Annotated in this window: 21 protein-coding genes; all 21 read right to left on the bottom strand. The window is 45.7% G+C overall.

Going from position 1 to position 18,033, the window contains the following annotated elements:
- Window positions 1-22 precede the first annotated feature (22 nt).
- Entirely contained in the window at window positions 23-1,159 is a 1,137-nt protein-coding gene (fliY, locus tag MKZ04_RS04285) for a flagellar motor switch phosphatase FliY (RefSeq protein ID WP_020451401.1), read from the bottom strand.
- On the bottom strand, window positions 1,149-2,147 hold the full coding sequence (fliM, locus tag MKZ04_RS04280) for a flagellar motor switch protein FliM (RefSeq protein ID WP_020451400.1): 999 nt from the start codon (window positions 2,145-2,147) through the stop codon (window positions 1,149-1,151). Before fliM ends, fliY begins: the two co-directional genes overlap by 11 nt.
- A 35-nt stretch (window positions 2,148-2,182) precedes the next feature.
- Window positions 2,183-2,614, bottom strand: a complete 432-nt coding sequence (fliL, locus tag MKZ04_RS04275) for a flagellar basal body-associated protein FliL (RefSeq protein WP_020451399.1) — start codon at window positions 2,612-2,614, stop codon at window positions 2,183-2,185.
- Entirely contained in the window at window positions 2,611-2,826 is a 216-nt protein-coding gene (locus tag MKZ04_RS04270) for a flagellar FlbD family protein (RefSeq protein WP_003181786.1), read from the bottom strand. The genes fliL and MKZ04_RS04270 overlap by 4 nt, the downstream gene beginning before the upstream one ends.
- A gap of 42 nt (window positions 2,827-2,868) precedes the next feature.
- The gene (gene flgG, locus MKZ04_RS04265; protein ID WP_025811386.1) at window positions 2,869-3,669 is read right to left on the bottom strand and encodes a flagellar basal body rod protein FlgG; all 801 of its coding nucleotides are present in this window, start codon (window positions 3,667-3,669) and stop codon (window positions 2,869-2,871) included.
- Window positions 3,670-3,696: 27 nt separating this feature from the next.
- Entirely contained in the window at window positions 3,697-4,164 is a 468-nt protein-coding gene (gene flgD, locus MKZ04_RS04260; protein WP_146873486.1) for a flagellar hook assembly protein FlgD, read from the bottom strand.
- Window positions 4,164-5,546: a flagellar hook-length control protein FliK gene (locus tag MKZ04_RS04255; protein ID WP_080131373.1), complete on the bottom strand. Its 1,383-nt coding sequence runs from the start codon at window positions 5,544-5,546 to the stop codon at window positions 4,164-4,166. The genes flgD and MKZ04_RS04255 overlap by 1 nt, the downstream gene beginning before the upstream one ends.
- A 1-nt stretch (window position 5,547) precedes the next feature.
- Entirely contained in the window at window positions 5,548-6,162 is a 615-nt protein-coding gene (locus MKZ04_RS04250) for a MotE family protein (protein WP_080131372.1), read from the bottom strand.
- Window positions 6,163-6,175: 13 nt separating this feature from the next.
- Entirely contained in the window at window positions 6,176-6,619 is a 444-nt protein-coding gene (fliJ, locus tag MKZ04_RS04245) for a flagellar export protein FliJ (protein ID WP_020451394.1), read from the bottom strand.
- A 2-nt stretch (window positions 6,620-6,621) separates the two neighbouring features.
- Window positions 6,622-7,935: a flagellar protein export ATPase FliI gene (fliI, locus tag MKZ04_RS04240; protein ID WP_065644130.1), complete on the bottom strand. Its 1,314-nt coding sequence runs from the start codon at window positions 7,933-7,935 to the stop codon at window positions 6,622-6,624.
- On the bottom strand, window positions 7,935-8,702 hold the full coding sequence (gene fliH, locus MKZ04_RS04235; protein ID WP_080131371.1) for a flagellar assembly protein FliH: 768 nt from the start codon (window positions 8,700-8,702) through the stop codon (window positions 7,935-7,937). The genes fliI and fliH overlap by 1 nt, the downstream gene beginning before the upstream one ends.
- Complete coding sequence (gene fliG / locus MKZ04_RS04230) at window positions 8,686-9,702, bottom strand: flagellar motor switch protein FliG (RefSeq protein ID WP_341045359.1); 1,017 nt, start codon at window positions 9,700-9,702, stop codon at window positions 8,686-8,688. The genes fliH and fliG overlap by 17 nt, the downstream gene beginning before the upstream one ends.
- Window positions 9,703-9,715: 13 nt before the next feature.
- Window positions 9,716-11,317, bottom strand: a complete 1,602-nt coding sequence (fliF, locus tag MKZ04_RS04225; protein WP_020451390.1) for a flagellar basal-body MS-ring/collar protein FliF — start codon at window positions 11,315-11,317, stop codon at window positions 9,716-9,718.
- 50 nt (window positions 11,318-11,367) lie between these two features.
- The gene (gene fliE / locus MKZ04_RS04220) at window positions 11,368-11,685 is read right to left on the bottom strand and encodes a flagellar hook-basal body complex protein FliE (RefSeq protein WP_020451389.1); all 318 of its coding nucleotides are present in this window, start codon (window positions 11,683-11,685) and stop codon (window positions 11,368-11,370) included.
- A gap of 13 nt (window positions 11,686-11,698) precedes the next feature.
- Window positions 11,699-12,151 carry a flagellar basal body rod protein FlgC gene (gene flgC, locus MKZ04_RS04215; protein ID WP_025811385.1) on the bottom strand — a complete coding sequence of 151 codons (453 nt, stop codon included), beginning with the start codon at window positions 12,149-12,151 and terminating at the stop codon, window positions 11,699-11,701.
- Window positions 12,151-12,540 (bottom strand): flagellar basal body rod protein FlgB, encoded by a 390-nt coding sequence (flgB, locus tag MKZ04_RS04210; protein ID WP_020451387.1) that lies wholly within the window; start codon window positions 12,538-12,540, stop codon window positions 12,151-12,153. Before flgB ends, flgC begins: the two co-directional genes overlap by 1 nt.
- Window positions 12,541-12,891: 351 nt before the next feature.
- Complete coding sequence (gene codY, locus MKZ04_RS04205) at window positions 12,892-13,671, bottom strand: GTP-sensing pleiotropic transcriptional regulator CodY (RefSeq protein ID WP_003181756.1); 780 nt, start codon at window positions 13,669-13,671, stop codon at window positions 12,892-12,894.
- A 38-nt stretch (window positions 13,672-13,709) separates the two neighbouring features.
- Entirely contained in the window at window positions 13,710-15,113 is a 1,404-nt protein-coding gene (hslU, locus tag MKZ04_RS04200; protein WP_025811384.1) for an HslU--HslV peptidase ATPase subunit, read from the bottom strand.
- A 16-nt stretch (window positions 15,114-15,129) separates the two neighbouring features.
- Complete coding sequence (gene hslV / locus MKZ04_RS04195; protein ID WP_020451384.1) at window positions 15,130-15,675, bottom strand: ATP-dependent protease subunit HslV; 546 nt, start codon at window positions 15,673-15,675, stop codon at window positions 15,130-15,132.
- 13 nt (window positions 15,676-15,688) lie between these two features.
- Window positions 15,689-16,603, bottom strand: a complete 915-nt coding sequence (gene xerC, locus MKZ04_RS04190; protein ID WP_025811383.1) for a tyrosine recombinase XerC — start codon at window positions 16,601-16,603, stop codon at window positions 15,689-15,691.
- Between the two features lie 66 nt (window positions 16,604-16,669).
- A complete protein-coding gene (gene trmFO / locus MKZ04_RS04185; RefSeq protein ID WP_025811382.1) occupies window positions 16,670-17,974 on the bottom strand; it encodes an FADH(2)-oxidizing methylenetetrahydrofolate--tRNA-(uracil(54)-C(5))-methyltransferase TrmFO in 1,305 nt (434 codons plus the stop codon).
- Window positions 17,975-18,033: the final 59 nt, after the last annotated feature.

The raw sequence follows: 18,033 nt of genomic DNA, 5'->3' as shown, positions 1-18,033 counted from the left end.
AATCTCTCCAATCAATCTGTTATTATCGTAATTTGCTGATTCGTTCCGCCTGACTTAAAATGTCTGTCACCCTGACGCCAAAGTTTTCATCGATGACGACGACTTCGCCTTTGGCAACGACGCGCTGGTTGACCAGGATGTCGACAGGCTCGCCTGCGAGTTTGTCAAGCTCAATGATACTGCCGGTTGACAGTTCAAGCACCTCTTTGACGCTGCGGTTTGTCCTCCCCAGCTCGACTGTGACGGACAAAGGAATATCCATGAGCATGTCAAGGTTTTGAAGGTGCGGCTGCGCGTCAGTCTGAGGGGCAAAGGATTGAAACTCTGCCGGTGCCACCTGCACAGGCTCTGAAACTTTTGCCGTCCCTTGCCGTTTAGGCGCAGGCTCCTGTCTTTGTGTCTGAGCAGGTGCCGGACTCGGACTAGGCGCCGGGTTTTCCTGTACGGGCGGCTGCTTTACCTCTTCAGTCTGCACAGGCTCTTCTCCGCCGTCCTGATTCGTTAATTCATCGATCAGGTCTTTTGCAAAGGTCAGCGGATAAAGCTGCATAATATGCGAATCGATCAGTTCTCCGACTTTCAGTCTGAAAGATACTTTGACGAGCGGGTCCTCTTTCGGAATTTGCTCTGTTCCTTCCCCTTCATTCACATCAAGGAGGTCAACTTCCGGCGGAGAAATATCAATCTTCTTGCTGAAGACGGTGGACATCGACGTCGCTGCGGAACCCATCATTTGGTTCATCGCTTCCTGAACGGCGCTTAGATGAATTTCGCCAAGCGACGGATCTGCGTTCGTCCCGTCTCCACCCATCATCAAATCAGCGATGATCGCGGCATCTTCCTGCTTGATGACGAGAAGATTGTTTCCTGAAAAACCTTCCGTATAGCTCACACCGATTGAAACATACGGGTGCGGGAACTCATCATTTAAATGGCTTTTTTCAATCACCGAAACAGTCGGTGTTGTAATTTCGACTTTTTGATTCAATAAAGTGGACAAAGCTGTTGCAGAGCTCCCAAAGGAAATGTTTCCGATTTCCCCGATCGTATCCTGTTCCATCAGGGACAACCCTGATTCCGGCTGCTCTTGAGCCGTATCATCGCCGCCTTTAAGCAGCGCATCAATTTCATCCTGTGATAACCTATTGTTATTCTCCATATTCTTCACCTCTTATGTCGTGATCTAGAATTTGAATCGCAGTCTTTCGATTCATTCGGCCGGCTTGTGCTAGAAATTTCGGTTTATCTCCGACCAAAACAGTAAGAGGTTCTGCTACTGATTTGTCCAAAGTGATACAATCTCCAATTTCTAAATTTAAAAACTCTTCAATGGTTAATTCCGATGATCCGAGTTCTGCGACGATTGGAATTCGCGCCGTCATAATCCGCTTTTCTATCGACTTTGTTTCCTCCGGTTTTGGTTCAATTCTGTCTGATTGCATCCAGTAGTGAACGGAAAGCTTAGGAATGATCGGTTCCAGGACGACGTGCGGGATGCACAGGTTGATAACCCCGCTTATGTCTCCTATTTGCGTGTTCAGCGAAATGACAACGACCGTCTCATTCGGCGATACCATTTGCACAAACTGCGGATTCACTTCAAAATCGGACATTTCCGGCTCGATTTCCGTGATGGATTCCCACGCATCTTTATAATTCGAGAGGCAGCTTTCAAATAAATTGGACATGATTTTCGTCTCAATTTCTGTCATGCTGTCAATTTTGTTGTGGCTCGAACCGATCCCGCCCATCACCCGGTCCATCATCGTATAGGCGATGGTCGGGTTGATCTCCATCATGATTCTTCCTTCAAGAGGGCGAACCTCAAACAGATTGAGAATCGTCATATTCGGAATGGATCTGATGAATTCCTCATAAGGAACCTGATCAACCGAGCTGACCGAGATCTGGATATAGGTTCTCAGCTGAGCCGAGAAATAAGTCGTTAGCAGCCTTGCAAAGTTATCGTGAATCCTTGTCAAGCTGCGGATCTGATCCTTTGAAAAGCGGAGCGCCCGTTTAAAGTCATAGACTTTTACTTTTTTAACGGACTCTTCTTTTTTCAGCTCGTCGGCGTCCATTTCACCTGTCGATATCGCTGAAAGCAGTGCATCGATTTCATTTTGGGAGAGTACTTCTCCTGCCATCTGTTTTCACCTCCATGGTTCTGTCATCTATGTTCCTACTGCAGATTAAAGGAGGTAATGTATACAGTTTTCACTTTTCCCTCTTTCATGTAGTTCGTGTTCAGCTTTTCTTTCAGCTGCTCTTTAAATTTTTCTTTTCCTTTTTGTCCTTCAAGATCATCTGCGTTCGTGTTTGCCAAAAGGGAGATGACTGAATCTTTAATTTGGAAATCCCGCTTTTCAAGCTCTTCTTTCGCCTCTTTCGAATCGGTTTCAAGCTTGATTGACAAACGGACCACATTGTCCGATTTCAAGTTTGTCGTGATTTCGGCGACTTCAACTGATGATTCGACCACTTCATCGATCGAAGGTTCTTTCGTTTGATCTTTTTCACTTGCGCTTCCCTTAATGACAAAGAACGCAGCGGTTCCTAACACAGCAATTGCCAGAATAATCGTCAGCATAATTCCTAGAAGTTTTTTATTCATTCAGATTCCTCAATTCTTTGGTCACAAGAAAGTATTTGGATTTTTTGATAGAATGACACGATTGTATCCACAACTGTATCTTCATCTTCTTTGACAACAAACTTTTTTCCGTTTGACAGCGTAATTGTCGTATCCGGAAAACATTCAATTTGCTCAATGAATAGCGCGTTCAGAATAAAAGGCTGTCCGTTTAATCGCGTAACTTTGATCATGTGTTTTCAAGAGGCGCCTTTACGAGGGCGCCTCCTTCCCTCCTATCGCTTCAGATTGACGAGTTCCTGAAGAATTTCATCAGAGGTTGTAATGATTTTCGCATTGGACTGGAAGCCGCGCTGCGCGATAATCATTTCGGAAAACTCTTCTGAAAGGTCGACGTTCGACATTTCAAGCGCACTCGTTTGAATCTTTCCTGAGCCGTCTTCTCCAGGCACAACGACTTGCGGAGCTCCAGAACTCAATGTTTCGCGGTAAAGGTTGTCCCCCGTTTTTGTTAAACCGGATGTATTGTTGAATGTCGCGAGCGAGATTTGGCCGGCGGGCTGGCTCTCGTTGTTTTTGTCGACATAAGTCACCGTTCCGTCAGGTCCGATGCTGAAGCTTTGCGCGTCTTGCGGAATATTGATTCTCCCGTTATCAGGCGTTAAGACGAACAGCCCGTCAGCAGTGACGAGATCACCTTCATCAGAGCGGTAGAAGTTCCCGGATCTTGTAAAGTACACTTCATAATCTCCGTCTCCCAATCCGACACGGAAATAGCCGTCTCCTGTAATAGTCATGTCTAGCTGGCGGCCTGTTGTTGAAGGCGCTGCGTTTGTGTGAATGATATCGATCGATCCGGTCGTCGCACCGAGCCCGACCTGCTGGCCGTTGACAGAGCCGCGGTTTGCAGTAGACGACGTCGCACCGGAAAGCTGTTGGCTGACAATATCTTTAAACGTAATCCGGCTTTTCTTATAGCCTGCCGTATTGACATTCGAAATGTTGTTTGCCACGACATCAAGCTTTGTCTGAAAGTTTTTCATGCCGCTGATTCCTGAGTATAGTGAACGTAACATAATTATTCCTCCCTGAATTGTCTGTTTTTATTTATCAGAATGGCTTACCGCCGTCACATTCCACGGATTGACTTCGGTTCCATCGTCAAGGACAAGCAGATACTGTCCGTCTGAGCTTTTAACTGATTTGACGAGCGCCGTTTTCTCTTCGCTGTCTTCGCCTTCATAGGTGACTTCTTTTCCGATCCAGCTGACATACATCGTCATCGGGTCCTGAAGTCCGACGAACGTCGACATCGTTGAGTTTAGATTCGTTAGTTGCTCAAGGCTTGAAAAGGTCGCCATTTGCGCAATGAATTCACGGTCTTCCATCGGGTTTAAGGGGTCTTGGTACTGCAGTTGTTTCATGAGCAGTTTCAAAAATTCATCCTTGCCAAGGTTGGAGCCGCTCCCTGCTTTCTCGGCTTTTTTTGCCTCGGATAAAAAATCGGGTGTCGTCGATTTCGTGTTTGTTGTTCCTAAAACAGTTCTTGCATCAATTGAAGTGTCAGACATTAGATCTCCTCCTCGCTGTCCTGTGATCGAGTCTCGATAAGATCATCCAGAAACTCCTGAAAATCCTCATTTTCCTGCTCTTTTTGCTGATCTTCCTTCGGCTGATGTTGGTTTTTCTGTTCGTCCGCCAGCTGTCCGAAGGTCTGATCGCCGTTTTGAAGCGGCACACCGAAGCGGTCAATTTGTACAGACATGTTGGGCAGCGCCTGTTTAAGGTGCGCGAGATTGTGTTCGAGCAGCTCTTTAGCCGACTGGGTCGATGCGATGATTTTGCTCGAAAACATCCCGTGCTGTTTGACGAGTTTGATCGTGATAAAGCCAAGATTTTCAGGATTCAGGCGGATCGTGAAACTGCCTGTCGATCTGCCGAACGGTGTATACTTCATCTGTTTCCATGAGCTGAGAATTTGTTCTGAAAAGCTTTTCGGCTGAGCGGAAGATTCCTCTGCCGCCGCGGTTTGGAGACCCTGGATCAGCACTGCGCCTGTCCGATGATTGGCCAGTACAGAGGACTGAATCGGCTGTTCCTTTTGGCCTTGCTTTCCTTCAGTTTGAATTTCCCTTCCGTTCAAAACAAAGGACAACGGCTTCTCAGAAAGAGAGACATCGGTTTTTTTGCTCATGAGCATTGCCTTTAGTTCGCTTTCCGCCATTTTCCACTCTTTTGGATCCGGTTCAGCGTTTGCGCTCATCATCTGCTCCATTATACTTTTCAAGCTTTTCAACTCAGCGTTTGACATGGACAAAAGCTGCGACTCACCCGGATCTTTTGTGAAAAATTGGCGTTTAAGTTCATCAATCAGCCCTTCTGTTCCCGCCTTTGTCTGAAGAGCGGCGAGAAATTCCGGCGCTTGTTTCAATATTTCTGCGATTTGTGAAGTTTTGAGTGCCGGTTGATTTTCATTTACGATCACAGCGAGCAGCTGCTGAATCTGACCAAGAATTTGCAGGTCAGTCAGTTTCGGCTCTTCTGTCCCGCTTTCGTCAGCAGGCACAGCTTCAATAGCATCAGCTGTTTTGCCTGATTGTCCAGGCAGAGCGGCATTTTCAAGCAGCTCTTTTATTTGCTGTAACAGCTGTTCTGCCAATGCGAGTTCATCCGGAGATGGATTCAGCTCTTCAACATGCTGGAGGGAATTCAACCAGTCTTCATTGAAGGAGCCGCCTTCATTATTTAAAAGCCATTGCTTCAGTTCATGCAAAAGCCCTTCCAATGACGTGTCCTGAGAAGGTTCTTCTCCCTTTTGAAAAGGGGAAAGTGAGCTGTTTTCCTTTTGGAGCACATTTTGAAAGAGTCCGCCCAGAGGCGTCCTGCTCGTTTTTGCAGTTGCGGTATCCGCCGCAGGCTTGGCATCAAAAGAGATTGCGTCAAAAAGCCTCAAGCTATTCCCCCCCTTCTTTTTTCTTTTCATTTTTCGCTTCGTTTTTCACAAGCTTTTCTGTGAATACAGCCGCTTTATCAGGAGACATTTTGGAGAGGATCTCAGTCACTTTCTTTTTGCTTAAAGAATCTAAAATGTTGATTGCCTCTTCTTCTTTTAATTCGCTTAAAATTTTTGCAGCTTTATTGCTTTGCATGCTTTCATAAATTTTGACGACTTTTTTTCCGTCTCCTTGACCTTCGGCGTTCTTTTCTTTCTGCTCTTTTTCATCTTTTTCCGTTTTTTCGAACGAGCTGATTTTTTGTTTCAGTCTTTTAATCTCTTGATCACTCGTTTTCAAGTCACTCGTCAGCGTTTCGATTTCGCTTTTTTGTTCATCGATCGTCTTTTGGAGCTTTTCTGCTTTGTTCTCCTGCTGCTTTGCTGCGTGATCTTTGTCCTGATCCTCGCCGTTTTTCACAAGCTCTTTAACAACGGGGATTTTGGAGGCTGCATCCTGGAAATTGACGCCCAAAAGCCACATGCCGACAAACGCTGCAACGATTAAAAAGATCAGCGGAATGACGATGACAAACAAAAATGTCTGAAATTTACCGGCTTTTTTTTCTTCGGTCATCGTTTTTCTACCCCTAGCTTCCTTGAGTTATGTACTGGGCAATGGAGATATCGTCCATTTCCTTTAACTCATTTGCTTTGTTTTGCAGCGAATACATTTCAAACTGCTTTTCTTTCATTTTTTCAAATTTTTTCAGCTCGATATTTTTTTCCGTCAGATCGTGCTGTTTTTCATTCATTTCATTTCTCTTCATCATGACGAGCTTTTGATAATGGTAGATAGTCGTTTCAAGATTTGTGACAAATTGCTGATAATGCCGCATTTCCTGAACGCTCATTCCTGTCTGCATCTTGATTTCCTTGTTTTTTTCTAGCGTTTCTTTTTGGTTCATACTTTCATACAGCTTTTCCGCGACCTTTTCGAATTCGGAAACTGAGTGCTGATATTCAGCGAATGATTGGTCTTTTTCATTTTCTTTAAGCTCGAGGAGCTTTTGAAATTTAAATGAATAAGCCATTCTTAATCCTCTCTTCCTGTAAGACTCTTTAATAAAGAAATGCTCTCTTCCAGCGACGCCGCTTCATCCACTTCCTGCTTGAGGAAGCTGATCAGCTTAGGGTGGAATTGTATGGCCTCATCAATTTCTCTGGAAGACCCTTTTTTATAGGCTCCTATGTTGATCAGGTCCTCTGAGTTTTGATAGGTTGACAGCATTTCCCTGAACCGGTTCGCTGCTCTTATATGATCTTTCCCGGCGATGTTTGACATCACCCTGCTGATGCTTTTTAAAATGTTGACTGCCGGAAACTGGCCTTTATTCGCAAGGCTCCGGTCAAGAACGATATGACCGTCCAAGATTCCCCTGACAGTATCGGCGATCGGTTCATTCATATCATCACCGTCGACAAGAACCGTATAGAAAGCAGTTATTGACCCGTTTTCCGTCGTTCCTGTTCGTTCTAAGAGCTTAGGTAAAATAGCGAACACTGAGGGTGTATAACCTTTCGTCGTCGGCGGTTCGCCCGTCGCCAGGCCGATTTCCCTCTGAGCCATGGCAACCCTTGTCACCGAGTCCATCATGAACATCACGTTTTGTCCTTTGTCGCGGAAGTACTCGGCAATCGCTGTTGCTGTATAGGCCGCTTTCAGCCGCATCAATGCCGGCTGGTCAGAAGTAGCCACTACAACGATCGTGCGCTTCAGCCCTTCTTCGCCGAGATCTTTCTCAATGAACTCCCTGACTTCGCGGCCCCGCTCTCCGACAAGAGCGATGACATTCAAGTCTGCGGCCGTCTCTCTTGCAATCATGCCCATGAGCGTGCTTTTTCCGACGCCGCTTCCGGCGAATATCCCGACACGTTGTCCTTTTCCGACGGTCAGCAGACTGTCGATTGATCTGACGCCGACCGCCATTTTTTCTCTGATTGGCGGCCTTTTCATCGGATTAGGCGGCGCCTGGTCTGTCGAAACTTGAGCCAAACCTTTCGGAAGCGCGCTGCCGTCGAGCGGATTGCCGAATGCATCGACAACTTGCCCAATCAAGCCGGAGCCGACTTTGACTCTGAGCGATTCTCCCGTCGCTTCGACAATGCTGCCGGGTGCAATATTGGCCGCTTCCAAATATGGCATCAGAAGAATATTTTGGTCTTTGAAGCCGACGACCTCAGCTTTGATGGCCTTTGGCCCGTCACCTTTTGTATAGATTTTGCAGACATCGCCGATTGAGCATTCAGGTCCTTTGGATTCAATCATCAGGCCGACCGCTTGTTTGACTTTTCCGTAACGTTTGTAGGAGTCTGCGGTTTCTATACATTCAAGCAGCTGCTCAAGCATCACTGGACAACACCTGCCGTTTCAAGCAGGCTGAGCAGTTTTTGTTTCAGCTGCTGTAATTGAGTGTCGATTCCTGCATCAATTCTTCCGAAAGCCGTTTCAACATAGCACGTTCCCTTTGACGCTTTTTCATCGGCGTATATCGCGAGATGGGCGCCATATTGGAGGAGCTGCTCAAGTTCGTTTTTGTGGCTTTGAACCTCTGTGTAATACTCCGGATCCACATAGACGGCAATGTCATCGAACTCCTTCATTTCGGACAGCACCTGTTTGACGAGGGCTGAAAAAGCTTCTTTGTCGTCAGCCTTTTGATTCCAAACTTTTTTAGCCAGCGACACGGCAAGTTCGACAATTTCTTCGGAAGATTGTTCGATTTTTTCTTCATAGTCACGCCTCGCCGCTCCGACGATGGCGTTGGCTTCATCCAAATAGGATTGATAAGTGCTTTGGGCCTCGGCCTTTCCCTGTTCAAACCCCGCTTGAAAGCCTTCTTGTTTCGCCTGGTCTATCAGCGCTTCGCGTTCTGTTTCCCAGCTTATCCTTTCCTCTTCGATTTGCCGTCTGACCTGTTCGAGTTCAGCGTTCGCTTTTTCGTATATTTTCCCTGCTTCCTGTCTGGCATGATCGAGGAGGAATTCCGGATCCTGTCCGGTATCAAGTTCAGTTTCTGTTTCAGGAAGTTTGACTTCCTTTAATGAAATCGTCCGCCTTTCTTTTGGCGGTATTGATGATAATCGCTGTTTAATAATGTTAGACAATGATATCATCTCCTCCGCCTCTGGCGATTACGATCTCACCTGCTTCTTCAAGTCTTCGGATGACGCTTACGATTCTGGATTGAGCTTCTTCTACGTCACGCAGACGCACAGGACCCATGAACTCCATTTCTTCTTTAAATGTTTCAGCCATACGCTGCGACATATTGCTGAAGACGATGTCTTTGACCTCTTCGCTGGCCACTTTGAGGGAGAGAAGCAGATCGTCGTTTTCCACATCGCGGATAACCCTTTGAATGGCGCGGTTATCAAGCGTAACGATATCTTCAAAGACGAACATCCGCTTTTTAATCTCGTCGGCAAGCTCAGGATCCTGGATTTCAAGGGAGTCAAGGATCGTTTTCTCTGTACCTCTGTCAACTCCGTTCAACACTTCGACAACGGCTTCAATGCCGCCGGTCTGCGTGTAGTCCTGAGTGAATGTGGAGGATAGCTTTTGCTCCAGAATCTGTTCGACTTCATTGATGATTTCCGGCGACGTCCTGTCCATGACAGCGATCCGTCTTGCAACCTCTGCCTGCACATCCTGATTTAGTTCTGACAATATCTGACCGGATTGCACGGGATCGAGATAAGACAGAATCAATGCGATCGTCTGCGGATGTTCATGCTGGATAAAGTTCAGAATCTGCTCGGGATCCGCTTTTCTGGCAAAATCGAACGGTCTGACTTGAAGAGACGATGTCAACCTGTTGATAATGCGGGCGGCTTTGTCTTCGCCGAGCGCTTTGTCAAGCACCTGCTTGGCGTAGTGAATGCCGCCTTGTGATATATATTCTTGAGCAATAGCCGTTTCATGAAATTCCTGAATAATTTCATCTTTTTTCTCTGGTGATACAGCTCTGACATTTGATATTTCAAGCGTCAGCCTTTCGATTTCTTCATCTGTTAAATGCTTGTAAACGGAAGCTGACACATCAAGCCCTAAGGATATCATGAGAATGGCCGCTTTTTGTTTGCCTGTAAGCCTGTCTTGTTTCATTTTTGCCATTTCAATACTCCTCCTAATCCTCGGTCAGCCAGCTGCGCAACAATTTGGCGAATTCTTCAGGCTTATCTTTCGCCATTTTTTCAAGCTGTTTTCGTCTGACAGTTTCTTCCGTCTCTTTTTCATTGTTCACATCAGCAACACGAATCGGTTCCTGAGGCGTTTCATACCATTCTTCCTCGTATTCGTCATCTCTATTTTTACGTCTTCTGACAAGCCAGATGATGAGGCCGATTACAGCAACAAGCGCTGCTCCGCCTGCGATGTAAATCCACATCGGTATGCCGCCTGTTTCCGTTCCTTCATCGATTGTCTGCTTGCCGTCGAACGATTGGACAGAAACAACGATTTTATTTTCAATATCCTCATCTGTCAGCGGTTCTTCTTCATACTTCTTGTCGATCGATGTTTTCACAATGGTTGAGAGGATTTTTTTAATATCATCTTCTCTTTCAGCAGGCAGTGACTGCGGGTTCTTCGCATCAGGCGGTTCAACCATGACCTGGACGCCCAGATCTCTGATTTTGTACGGACTTTCGGCGATTTCTTTATGGATTTTGTTGACTTCATTGTTGATTCGTTCTTCGCTTTTTTCGTAGTCTCCGTTGCCTGTTCCGCCTTCTGTCTCCGCATAGTTTGTTACATCGTTTTCACCTGTTCCGTTGACGCCTCCAGCTTGTGCTCCCTGTCCGGAATACGTTTCACTGACGCGCTCTGCGCTGACCGTGATCCCTTCCATATTTTCTTTGTCGACAGGTTCAACCAGATCTTCCGTCCTGTTTTCTTTTGTGAAGTCGATGTCGGATGTGACGGATACAACTACTTTATCCTGTCCCATCATCGTGCCGAGCATGGTTTGAATTTGTCTCTGCAGGTCCTTTTCGATCTGAGCTTTGACTTGCCTTTGTGAAGAGTAGCTGTCAGCGTATGAACCTGAATCTTTGCCGGTTTGATCGTAATACGTGGAGTTTTGATCCATGATCACGATGTTTTCCGGATCAAGGTTCGGCACGCTTTTCGATACGAGATGATAAAGGCCGTTGATTTCATTTTGATCAAGCGTGTGGCCGGGCTTCACCTGAAGAACAATCGAAGCGGATGCTTCCGGCTTTTCCTCTCCGACAAAGACGGATTCCTTCGGCAGGTTAATCATGACCTTTGAATCTTTAATCCCGTCTATTCCTTTGATGAGGTTGGAAAGCTCGGTTTGCGTTGCTTTCACTTTCAATACGTCAAATTCGTTGTCCGTCATACCGAAACCGGCATTTTGACCAAAGAACGAATAATCGATGCTTCCGCTTTTCGGAAGACCCTCTGCCGCAAGATCGACTTTCAGCCCGTCGACTTTTTCTTCCGGAACTTTAATGACTGAACCGTCAGCTGCAACCTCAGATGGAACACCTTTTTCATCAAGCACTTTTTTGATTTGGCCGGTTTCTTCAGCTGACAAGTCTTTATAGAGCGGCACCATTTTATTCGACGAAGCAACAATTCCAATGATGATTGACAGGATCACTGCCAGAGCGACGATGCCGATCATCAAAAACTTCTGCAGCTTTGATCTGTTTTTCCAAAAATCTGTTATTTTCGTTTTGATTTGCAATAAAGTACGATTCATCTTACTCCCCCGGTAGTTACACTAATTCTCTTCGCTTTCAGACTCCTTTCTTACATTTGCATTCTCATGATTTCCTGATAAGCTTCAACCGCTTTGTTGCGGAATTCCGTCGCAGCCGTCAATGTAATATTTGCCTTCTGGGCTGCAACCATCACTTCATCAAGGTTGACATCCTGACCGAGAGCAAGCGCGTTTGTCAGTTTATCAGATTCATTTTGAGATTGATTCAAAGCATTGATAGAATCTTTCAGCACGTTGGAAAAGCTGACTTGGTTCTCTGAACCGTCCTGCTTGTTCGTAATCTGATTTGTTGCATTCGTTCCCGCCTGCACGGGTTGAATTCCAAATGGAGAGATTCCATTAACCATTCGTGTCATCACCCTACTTTCCGATTTCTAGTGCTTTCATCAGCATTCCTTTTGTCGCGTTCATCGCTGTGACATTCGCTTCATATGACCTTGTGCTGCCCATTAAATCAACCATCTCTTTTAGCGGATCGACATTCGGCATCTGCACGTATCCGTCTTCGTTTGCGTCGGGATGGGTCGGATCATAAACGAGTTTAAACGGTGTTTTGTCTTCGGTGATCTTGGTCACCTTTACCCCTTCACCGACTCTCGCCGATGCATTCATCGATGATTGGAGCACGGATGAAAAAGATTCGCCTTTCGGAGCCGTCGATACAAGCTTTCTCCTATACGGCTGCCACTGTCCGTCGACCAGCTTCGCTCTTGTTGTGTCCATGTTTGCCAGGTTGGATGAAACGGTATCCATTCTGACTCTCTGTGCAGTCAACGCCGAAGCTGAGATGTTGATGCTATTGAATACCCCCATTATTTACCTCCTGTAATCGCGGTCCGCAGTGAGTTGAATTTGCCGCTTATTCTTTCAACCAGCGCTTGATACTGGATTTGATTTTTCGCCATTTCACTCATTTCCTGATCAACGTCCACGTTGTTCCCGTTTTCCTGATAACTTGTATTCTTTCTCGACACAACTGAATAATTTGACTCATTCCCTTTGAAGTCAATGTGTCTATAGTCTGTTTTTATAGCGTTAATTCGGGAGGACTCCTCATTCAGCACATTTTTGAAGGATACTTTTTTCGCCTTGTAGTTCGGTGTGTCTACATTGGCCAGATTGTTCGTTATGACTTTTTGCTTAATGTTCGCTTGATTCAAGGCTCCCTCTAGTCTATGTATTGTTCCTGAAAATATATCCATCGCCAAATACCTCCAATCTTTTTCCATCTGTCTCAAAATCTTGTCGAGAATTGTAAAAACCATAAGCCTATTGTAAGGAATAATAGGCTTAAAGTCTATGATCTGGACGCAAAAAAAAATCGTAATAAATATCTATTTTATGAATAGGTATTTCGACCTAGATTATAAGAACTATGTAATGTTACGTTTGTTAAAGTTTCAAAACATTATGTTAGTATATTTTTTATTCAAGCAACGCATTGATTCAGCACCGCATTTTAGTTGTTTTTGATATGAAAAAATTACGATAATATAGTTTAAAATGTGAAATAAAAAAAGCCGCAGAACGGCATGTTCTGCGGCTTTCGTCTTTTAATGAGACTTTAGTTTTTCTAATTCCATTAAAAATTTGTTGTTCAGGACTTTAATGTATGTGCCTTTCATCCCTAATGACCTTGATTCAATGACACCGGCGCTTTCAAGTTTGCGCAGCGCATTGACAATGACCGAGCGGGTGATGCCAACGCGATCTGCAATTTTACTTGCGACAAGCAGACCTTCATTTCCGTCAAGCTCTTCAAAAATATGTTCAATTGCTTCAAGCTCACTGTAAGATAATGAACTGATCGCCATTTGAACGACCGCTTTGCTGCGTGCTTCCTCTTCGATCTCTTCAGCTTTCTCTCTGAGAATTTCCATTCCTACGACCGTTGCGCCATATTCGGCAAGGATCAGATCGTCATCCTCGAATTTCTCCTGAAGGCGGGACAGAATCAAGGTGCCGAGTCTTTCGCCCCCTCCGATGATCGGAACGACTGTGGTCAGACCCGCTTGGAACAAATCGCGGTTTTCCACAGGGAAAGCCGTATATTCGCTGTTAATGTCAAGGTTGGATGAAGTTTCCGGAATGTTGAACAGACTTTTTGTATAGTCTTCAGGAAACTGGCGCTCTTCAAGCATTTTTTTCATCCGGTCATTTTCGATCTGCTGGTTGATCGAGAAACCGAGAAGCTTTCCTCTGCGGCTGACAACGAAAATGTTCGAATCAATCACATCGCGAAGCGTTTCGGCCATTTCTTTAAAATTAACCGGCTTCCCTGCCGCATTTTGCAGCATTGCATTAATCTTTCTTGTTTTTTGTAATAAAGCCATAATAAATTGATCCTCCTAAATTACTCTTATTTAATTGTTTATAAAATAAACTGGCTTAAATCCTTATTCTTAGCGATCGAACCGAGCTTTTCTTCAACATATTGAGGCGTGATGACAACTTCCTCCATCATCACATCCGGAGCCTCGAATGACAGTTCTTCCAAAAGCCGTTCCAAAATGGTGTGAAGCCTTCTCGCCCCGATATTGTCTGTGTCCTGGTTCACATGATAAGCCACTTCTGCAATCTTACGAATAGCATCGTCAGAAAATTCAAGAGATATACCTTCCGTCTTCAATAAAGCCTTATACTGCTTTAGAAGAGCGTTGTCAGGCTCAGTTAAGATTTTCACAAAATCATCGATGCTCAGCTTTTGAAGCTCAACGCGGATCGGAAAGCGTCCCTGCAGCTCTGGAATTAGATCTGAAGGCTTCGCCATATGGAATGCACCTGCAGCGATGAACAGCACGTGATCCGTTTTGACCGCACCGTACTTTGTCATGACGGTAGAGCCTTCTACAATCGGAAGAATATCGCGCTGCACGCCCTCTCTTGAGACGTCGGCCGATGAAGAAGCACCGCTCTTTTTGGCGATTTTATCGATCTCATCGATAAAGATGATTCCCGACTGTTCGGCTCTCAGGACGGCCTCCTGGGCAGCTTCGTCCATATCGATGAGCTTTGCCGCTTCTTCATTCGTCAGCACTTTTCGTGCTTCCCTGACCGTCAGCTTGCGGCGCTTTTTCTTTTTCGGCATCAGGCTGCTGAGCGCATCCTGCATGTTCATGCCCATCTGTTCCATACCCGAGCCTTGGAGCATATCAAACATGGATGGCTGCTGCTCCTCCACCTCCACGGTGACATAATGGTCTTCAAGCTCGCCGAGAGCAAGCTGATGTGCAATCCGCTTCCGGTTGTTTTCGATATCCGTGTCTTCATGCTTTTCCGCTTCATTCGTCTCTTGATCCTGATTTCCGCCAAAAAGCATTTCAAAAGGATTTTTCGCACCTGACTGTTTTTTCCTTCCCGGTACAAGGAGGCGGACGAGGCGTTTATTTGCGTTTTCTTCGGCGATGCCTTTCACTTCGTTCATTTTTTCCTCTTTGACGAGGCGGATTGACGTTTCCACAAGATCCCTGACCATCGATTCAACATCTCTGCCCACATAACCGACTTCCGTGAACTTCGTCGCTTCGATTTTGACGAACGGAGCGCCGACGAGCTTCGCGATTCGCCTTGCAATCTCGGTTTTTCCCACACCTGTCGGACCCATCATCAATATGTTTTTCGGAACGATTTCTTCGCGCAGTTTTTCATCAAGAAGACTTCTTCTGTAGCGGTTCCTCAATGCCACGGCGACCGCTTTTTTCGCATCGAGCTGGCCGACGATGTATTGATCAAGCCTTTCGACGATCTGCCTAGGAGTCAGCGGCTTTTTTTCCATATGCCTCATATCCTTTCTATTCAAGTTCTTCTACAATGATCTGATCGTTCGTATACACACAGATTTCGCCCGCGGTTTCAAGTGAGGCCCTCGCAATCGCTCTTGCGTCAAGCTGGCCGCCTGCATGACGTTTCAACGCCCTTCCGGCTGCCAGGGCATAGTTTCCGCCTGAGCCGATCGCCAAAATGCCGTCGTCAGGTTCAATCACCTCGCCTGTTCCGGAAACGAGCAGCATGCTGTCAGCGTTCATGACGATCAGCATCGCCTCAAGCTTTCTGAGGACTTTATCGCTTCGCCACTCTTTTGCAAGCTCGACTGCCGCACGCTGTAAATTGCCGTTGTACTCTTCAAGCTTCGCTTCAAACATTTCAAAGAGAGTGAAAGCGTCCGCAACAGAACCGGCAAAGCCGGCAATGACTTTCCCGTTGAAGAGCTTTCTTACCTTTCTAGCGGTATGCTTCATGACGACAGCCTGACCGAACGTAACCTGGCCGTCTCCCGCCATCGCGCTTTTTCCGTTGTGCTGGACGGCGAATATCGTCGTTGCGTGAAAAGATGACATAAAAGAACCTCCTTTATTTCCCTTTATGTGCCCGAGGGTGATGAGACATATATGTCTTTCTGAGCATATCTTTAGATACATGCGTATACACCTGGGTTGAAGAAAGGTTTGAATGCCCAAGCAGTTCCTGAACGCTCCTGAGATCCGCACCCTCATTTAACAAATGGGTGGCAAAAGTATGGCGGAGCATATGCGGATGTATATGTAATGTACCCGAAGTCTTCTTGACCAGTTCTCCCAAAATGTAACGAACCCCCCTCGGGGTTAAGGGCCCGCCCCTTTGATTCAAAAAAATAAAAGGGCAGGGCTCTTTCCCTTTTAACAGCAGGATGCGTCTTCCATTTTGCAAATACAGATCCAAAGCCTCCCGGGCGAATGAACCAAATGGAATATACCTTTGCTTCCTGCCTTTCCCGTGAACCAAAACCGTATCTAAAAACAGATCCAAATCGGATTCCTTCAGGCTGCAAAGTTCGCTTACCCGCATGCCTGTTGCGTAAAGAAGTTCCAAGAGCGCCTGATTCCTTTGGCCGAGCGGTGTACTCAAGTCCGAAACCTCAAACAGTTCTTCAAGTTCTTTTTCATATAAAAATTTTGGAATCCGTTTATCCTGTTTCGGAAGACTGACAAGCAGAAACGGGTTTTCTTTTACCATCTTTTCCCTTAATAAAAATTTATAGAAGCTTCGCAGAGCCGAAATTTTCTTGCTGATCGTCCTGCGAGTAAGCCCTTTTTCATGCGCTTCCGTCAAGAAAATTCTCACATCCGGATAAGTCACGTCTTCAAAACCTTTTATGCCCTGAACTTGTAAAAAGCGTTCAAAGTCTTCAATAGAAGAAATGTAACCCACAATTGTATATTTTGAATAATTCTTTTCTATTTGTAAATATTCAATGAATAAAGTTAAAAAATTCTTAACATTTGCCATCATTACACCTCTTCGAAAAGGGCTTTTAAATGTTATCACATAACAAGTTCATCTGGCAATGAATAACTATAGCGTTTTCGAAATATTTTGAATTGTCTCCAATGCCCGCGAAGCATACTGTTCATTTCGTTCCTGCTTGTTTTTAATTTTAACCCCCAATTCCTTGAACAGACCGAAGTTCGCATTCATCGGCTGGAAGTTTTTCTTGTTTGTTTCCGTGATGTAATGGGCCATGCTGCCGATCGCTGTTTCATTTGAAAAAGTGACCGGTTCTTTTCCCTGAATGAGCCGAGCCGCATTTATTCCGGCAACAAGGCCTGAAGCCGCTGATTCAACATACCCTTCAACACCTGTCATTTGGCCGGCGAAAAACAGATCGTCCCGTTTTTTAAACTGGTAGGTCGCTTTTAAAAGACTCGGCGAGTTGATGAACGTATTTCTGTGCATTACGCCGTAGCGGACGATTTCAGCTTGTTCCAATCCCGGAATGAGGCGGAGCACTTCCTTTTGGTCGCCCCATTTGAGGTGGGTCTGAAAACCGACGATATTGTAAAGCGTGCCGGCTGCATCATCTTGGCGCAGCTGCACAACGGCGTATGGACGCTTTCCTGTTTTGGGATCTTCAAGGCCGACAGGCTTCATCGGGCCGAACAGCATCGTTTTTTTGCCGCGCTTCGCCATGACTTCAATCGGCATGCAGCCTTCAAAGAAGATTTCCTTTTCAAATTCTTTCAATGGAACAGTTTCCGCAGACACAAGGGCGTCATAAAATCTGTCAAACTCTTCTTCAGTCATCGGACAGTTCAAATACGCTGCCTCCCCTTTGTCATAGCGGGATTTCAAATAGACTTTATCCATGTCAAGGCTGTCTTTCTCAACTATCGGCGCAGCGGCGTCATAAAAGTACAGATAGTCCTCTCCTGTCAGCTCCCGGAGCTTCGCGGAAAGCGATTCTGACGTCAGCGGTCCTGTTGCAATAATAGTCGGTCCTTCCGGTATTTCCGTGACTTCTTCATTGAGCACAGTCACATTCGGATGATTCTTTACTTTTTCGGTAACGTTTTCGGCAAATTCATGCCTGTCTACGGCAAGCGCACCGCCGGCAGGAACAGAACATTCGTCAGCAGCAGCGATGATGGCCGAGTCAAGAACCCGCATTTCTTCCTTTAATACACCGACAGCGTTCGTTAATGAATTCGCCCGAAGCGAGTTGCTGCAGACAAGTTCTGCGAATTTATCTGTATGGTGTGCCGGCGTTTGTTTAACAGGCCTCATTTCGTATAAACGGACATTGATACCTCGCTTGGCAAGCTGCCATGCAGCTTCGCTTCCGGCAAGTCCTGCACCGATGACATTTACTGTTTGATTCATATTCACATCTCCTAATTTATGAGTTGACTTCATCTTTTAACACAACAAAGAAGGTGAGC

The organism is Bacillus sp. FSL W7-1354 (assembly GCF_038002405.1).
Lineage (GTDB): Bacteria > Bacillota > Bacilli > Bacillales > Bacillaceae > Bacillus > Bacillus paralicheniformis.
The sequence above is the reverse complement of the archived record's forward strand: the minus strand, read 5'-3'. Positions and strand labels throughout refer to the sequence as shown.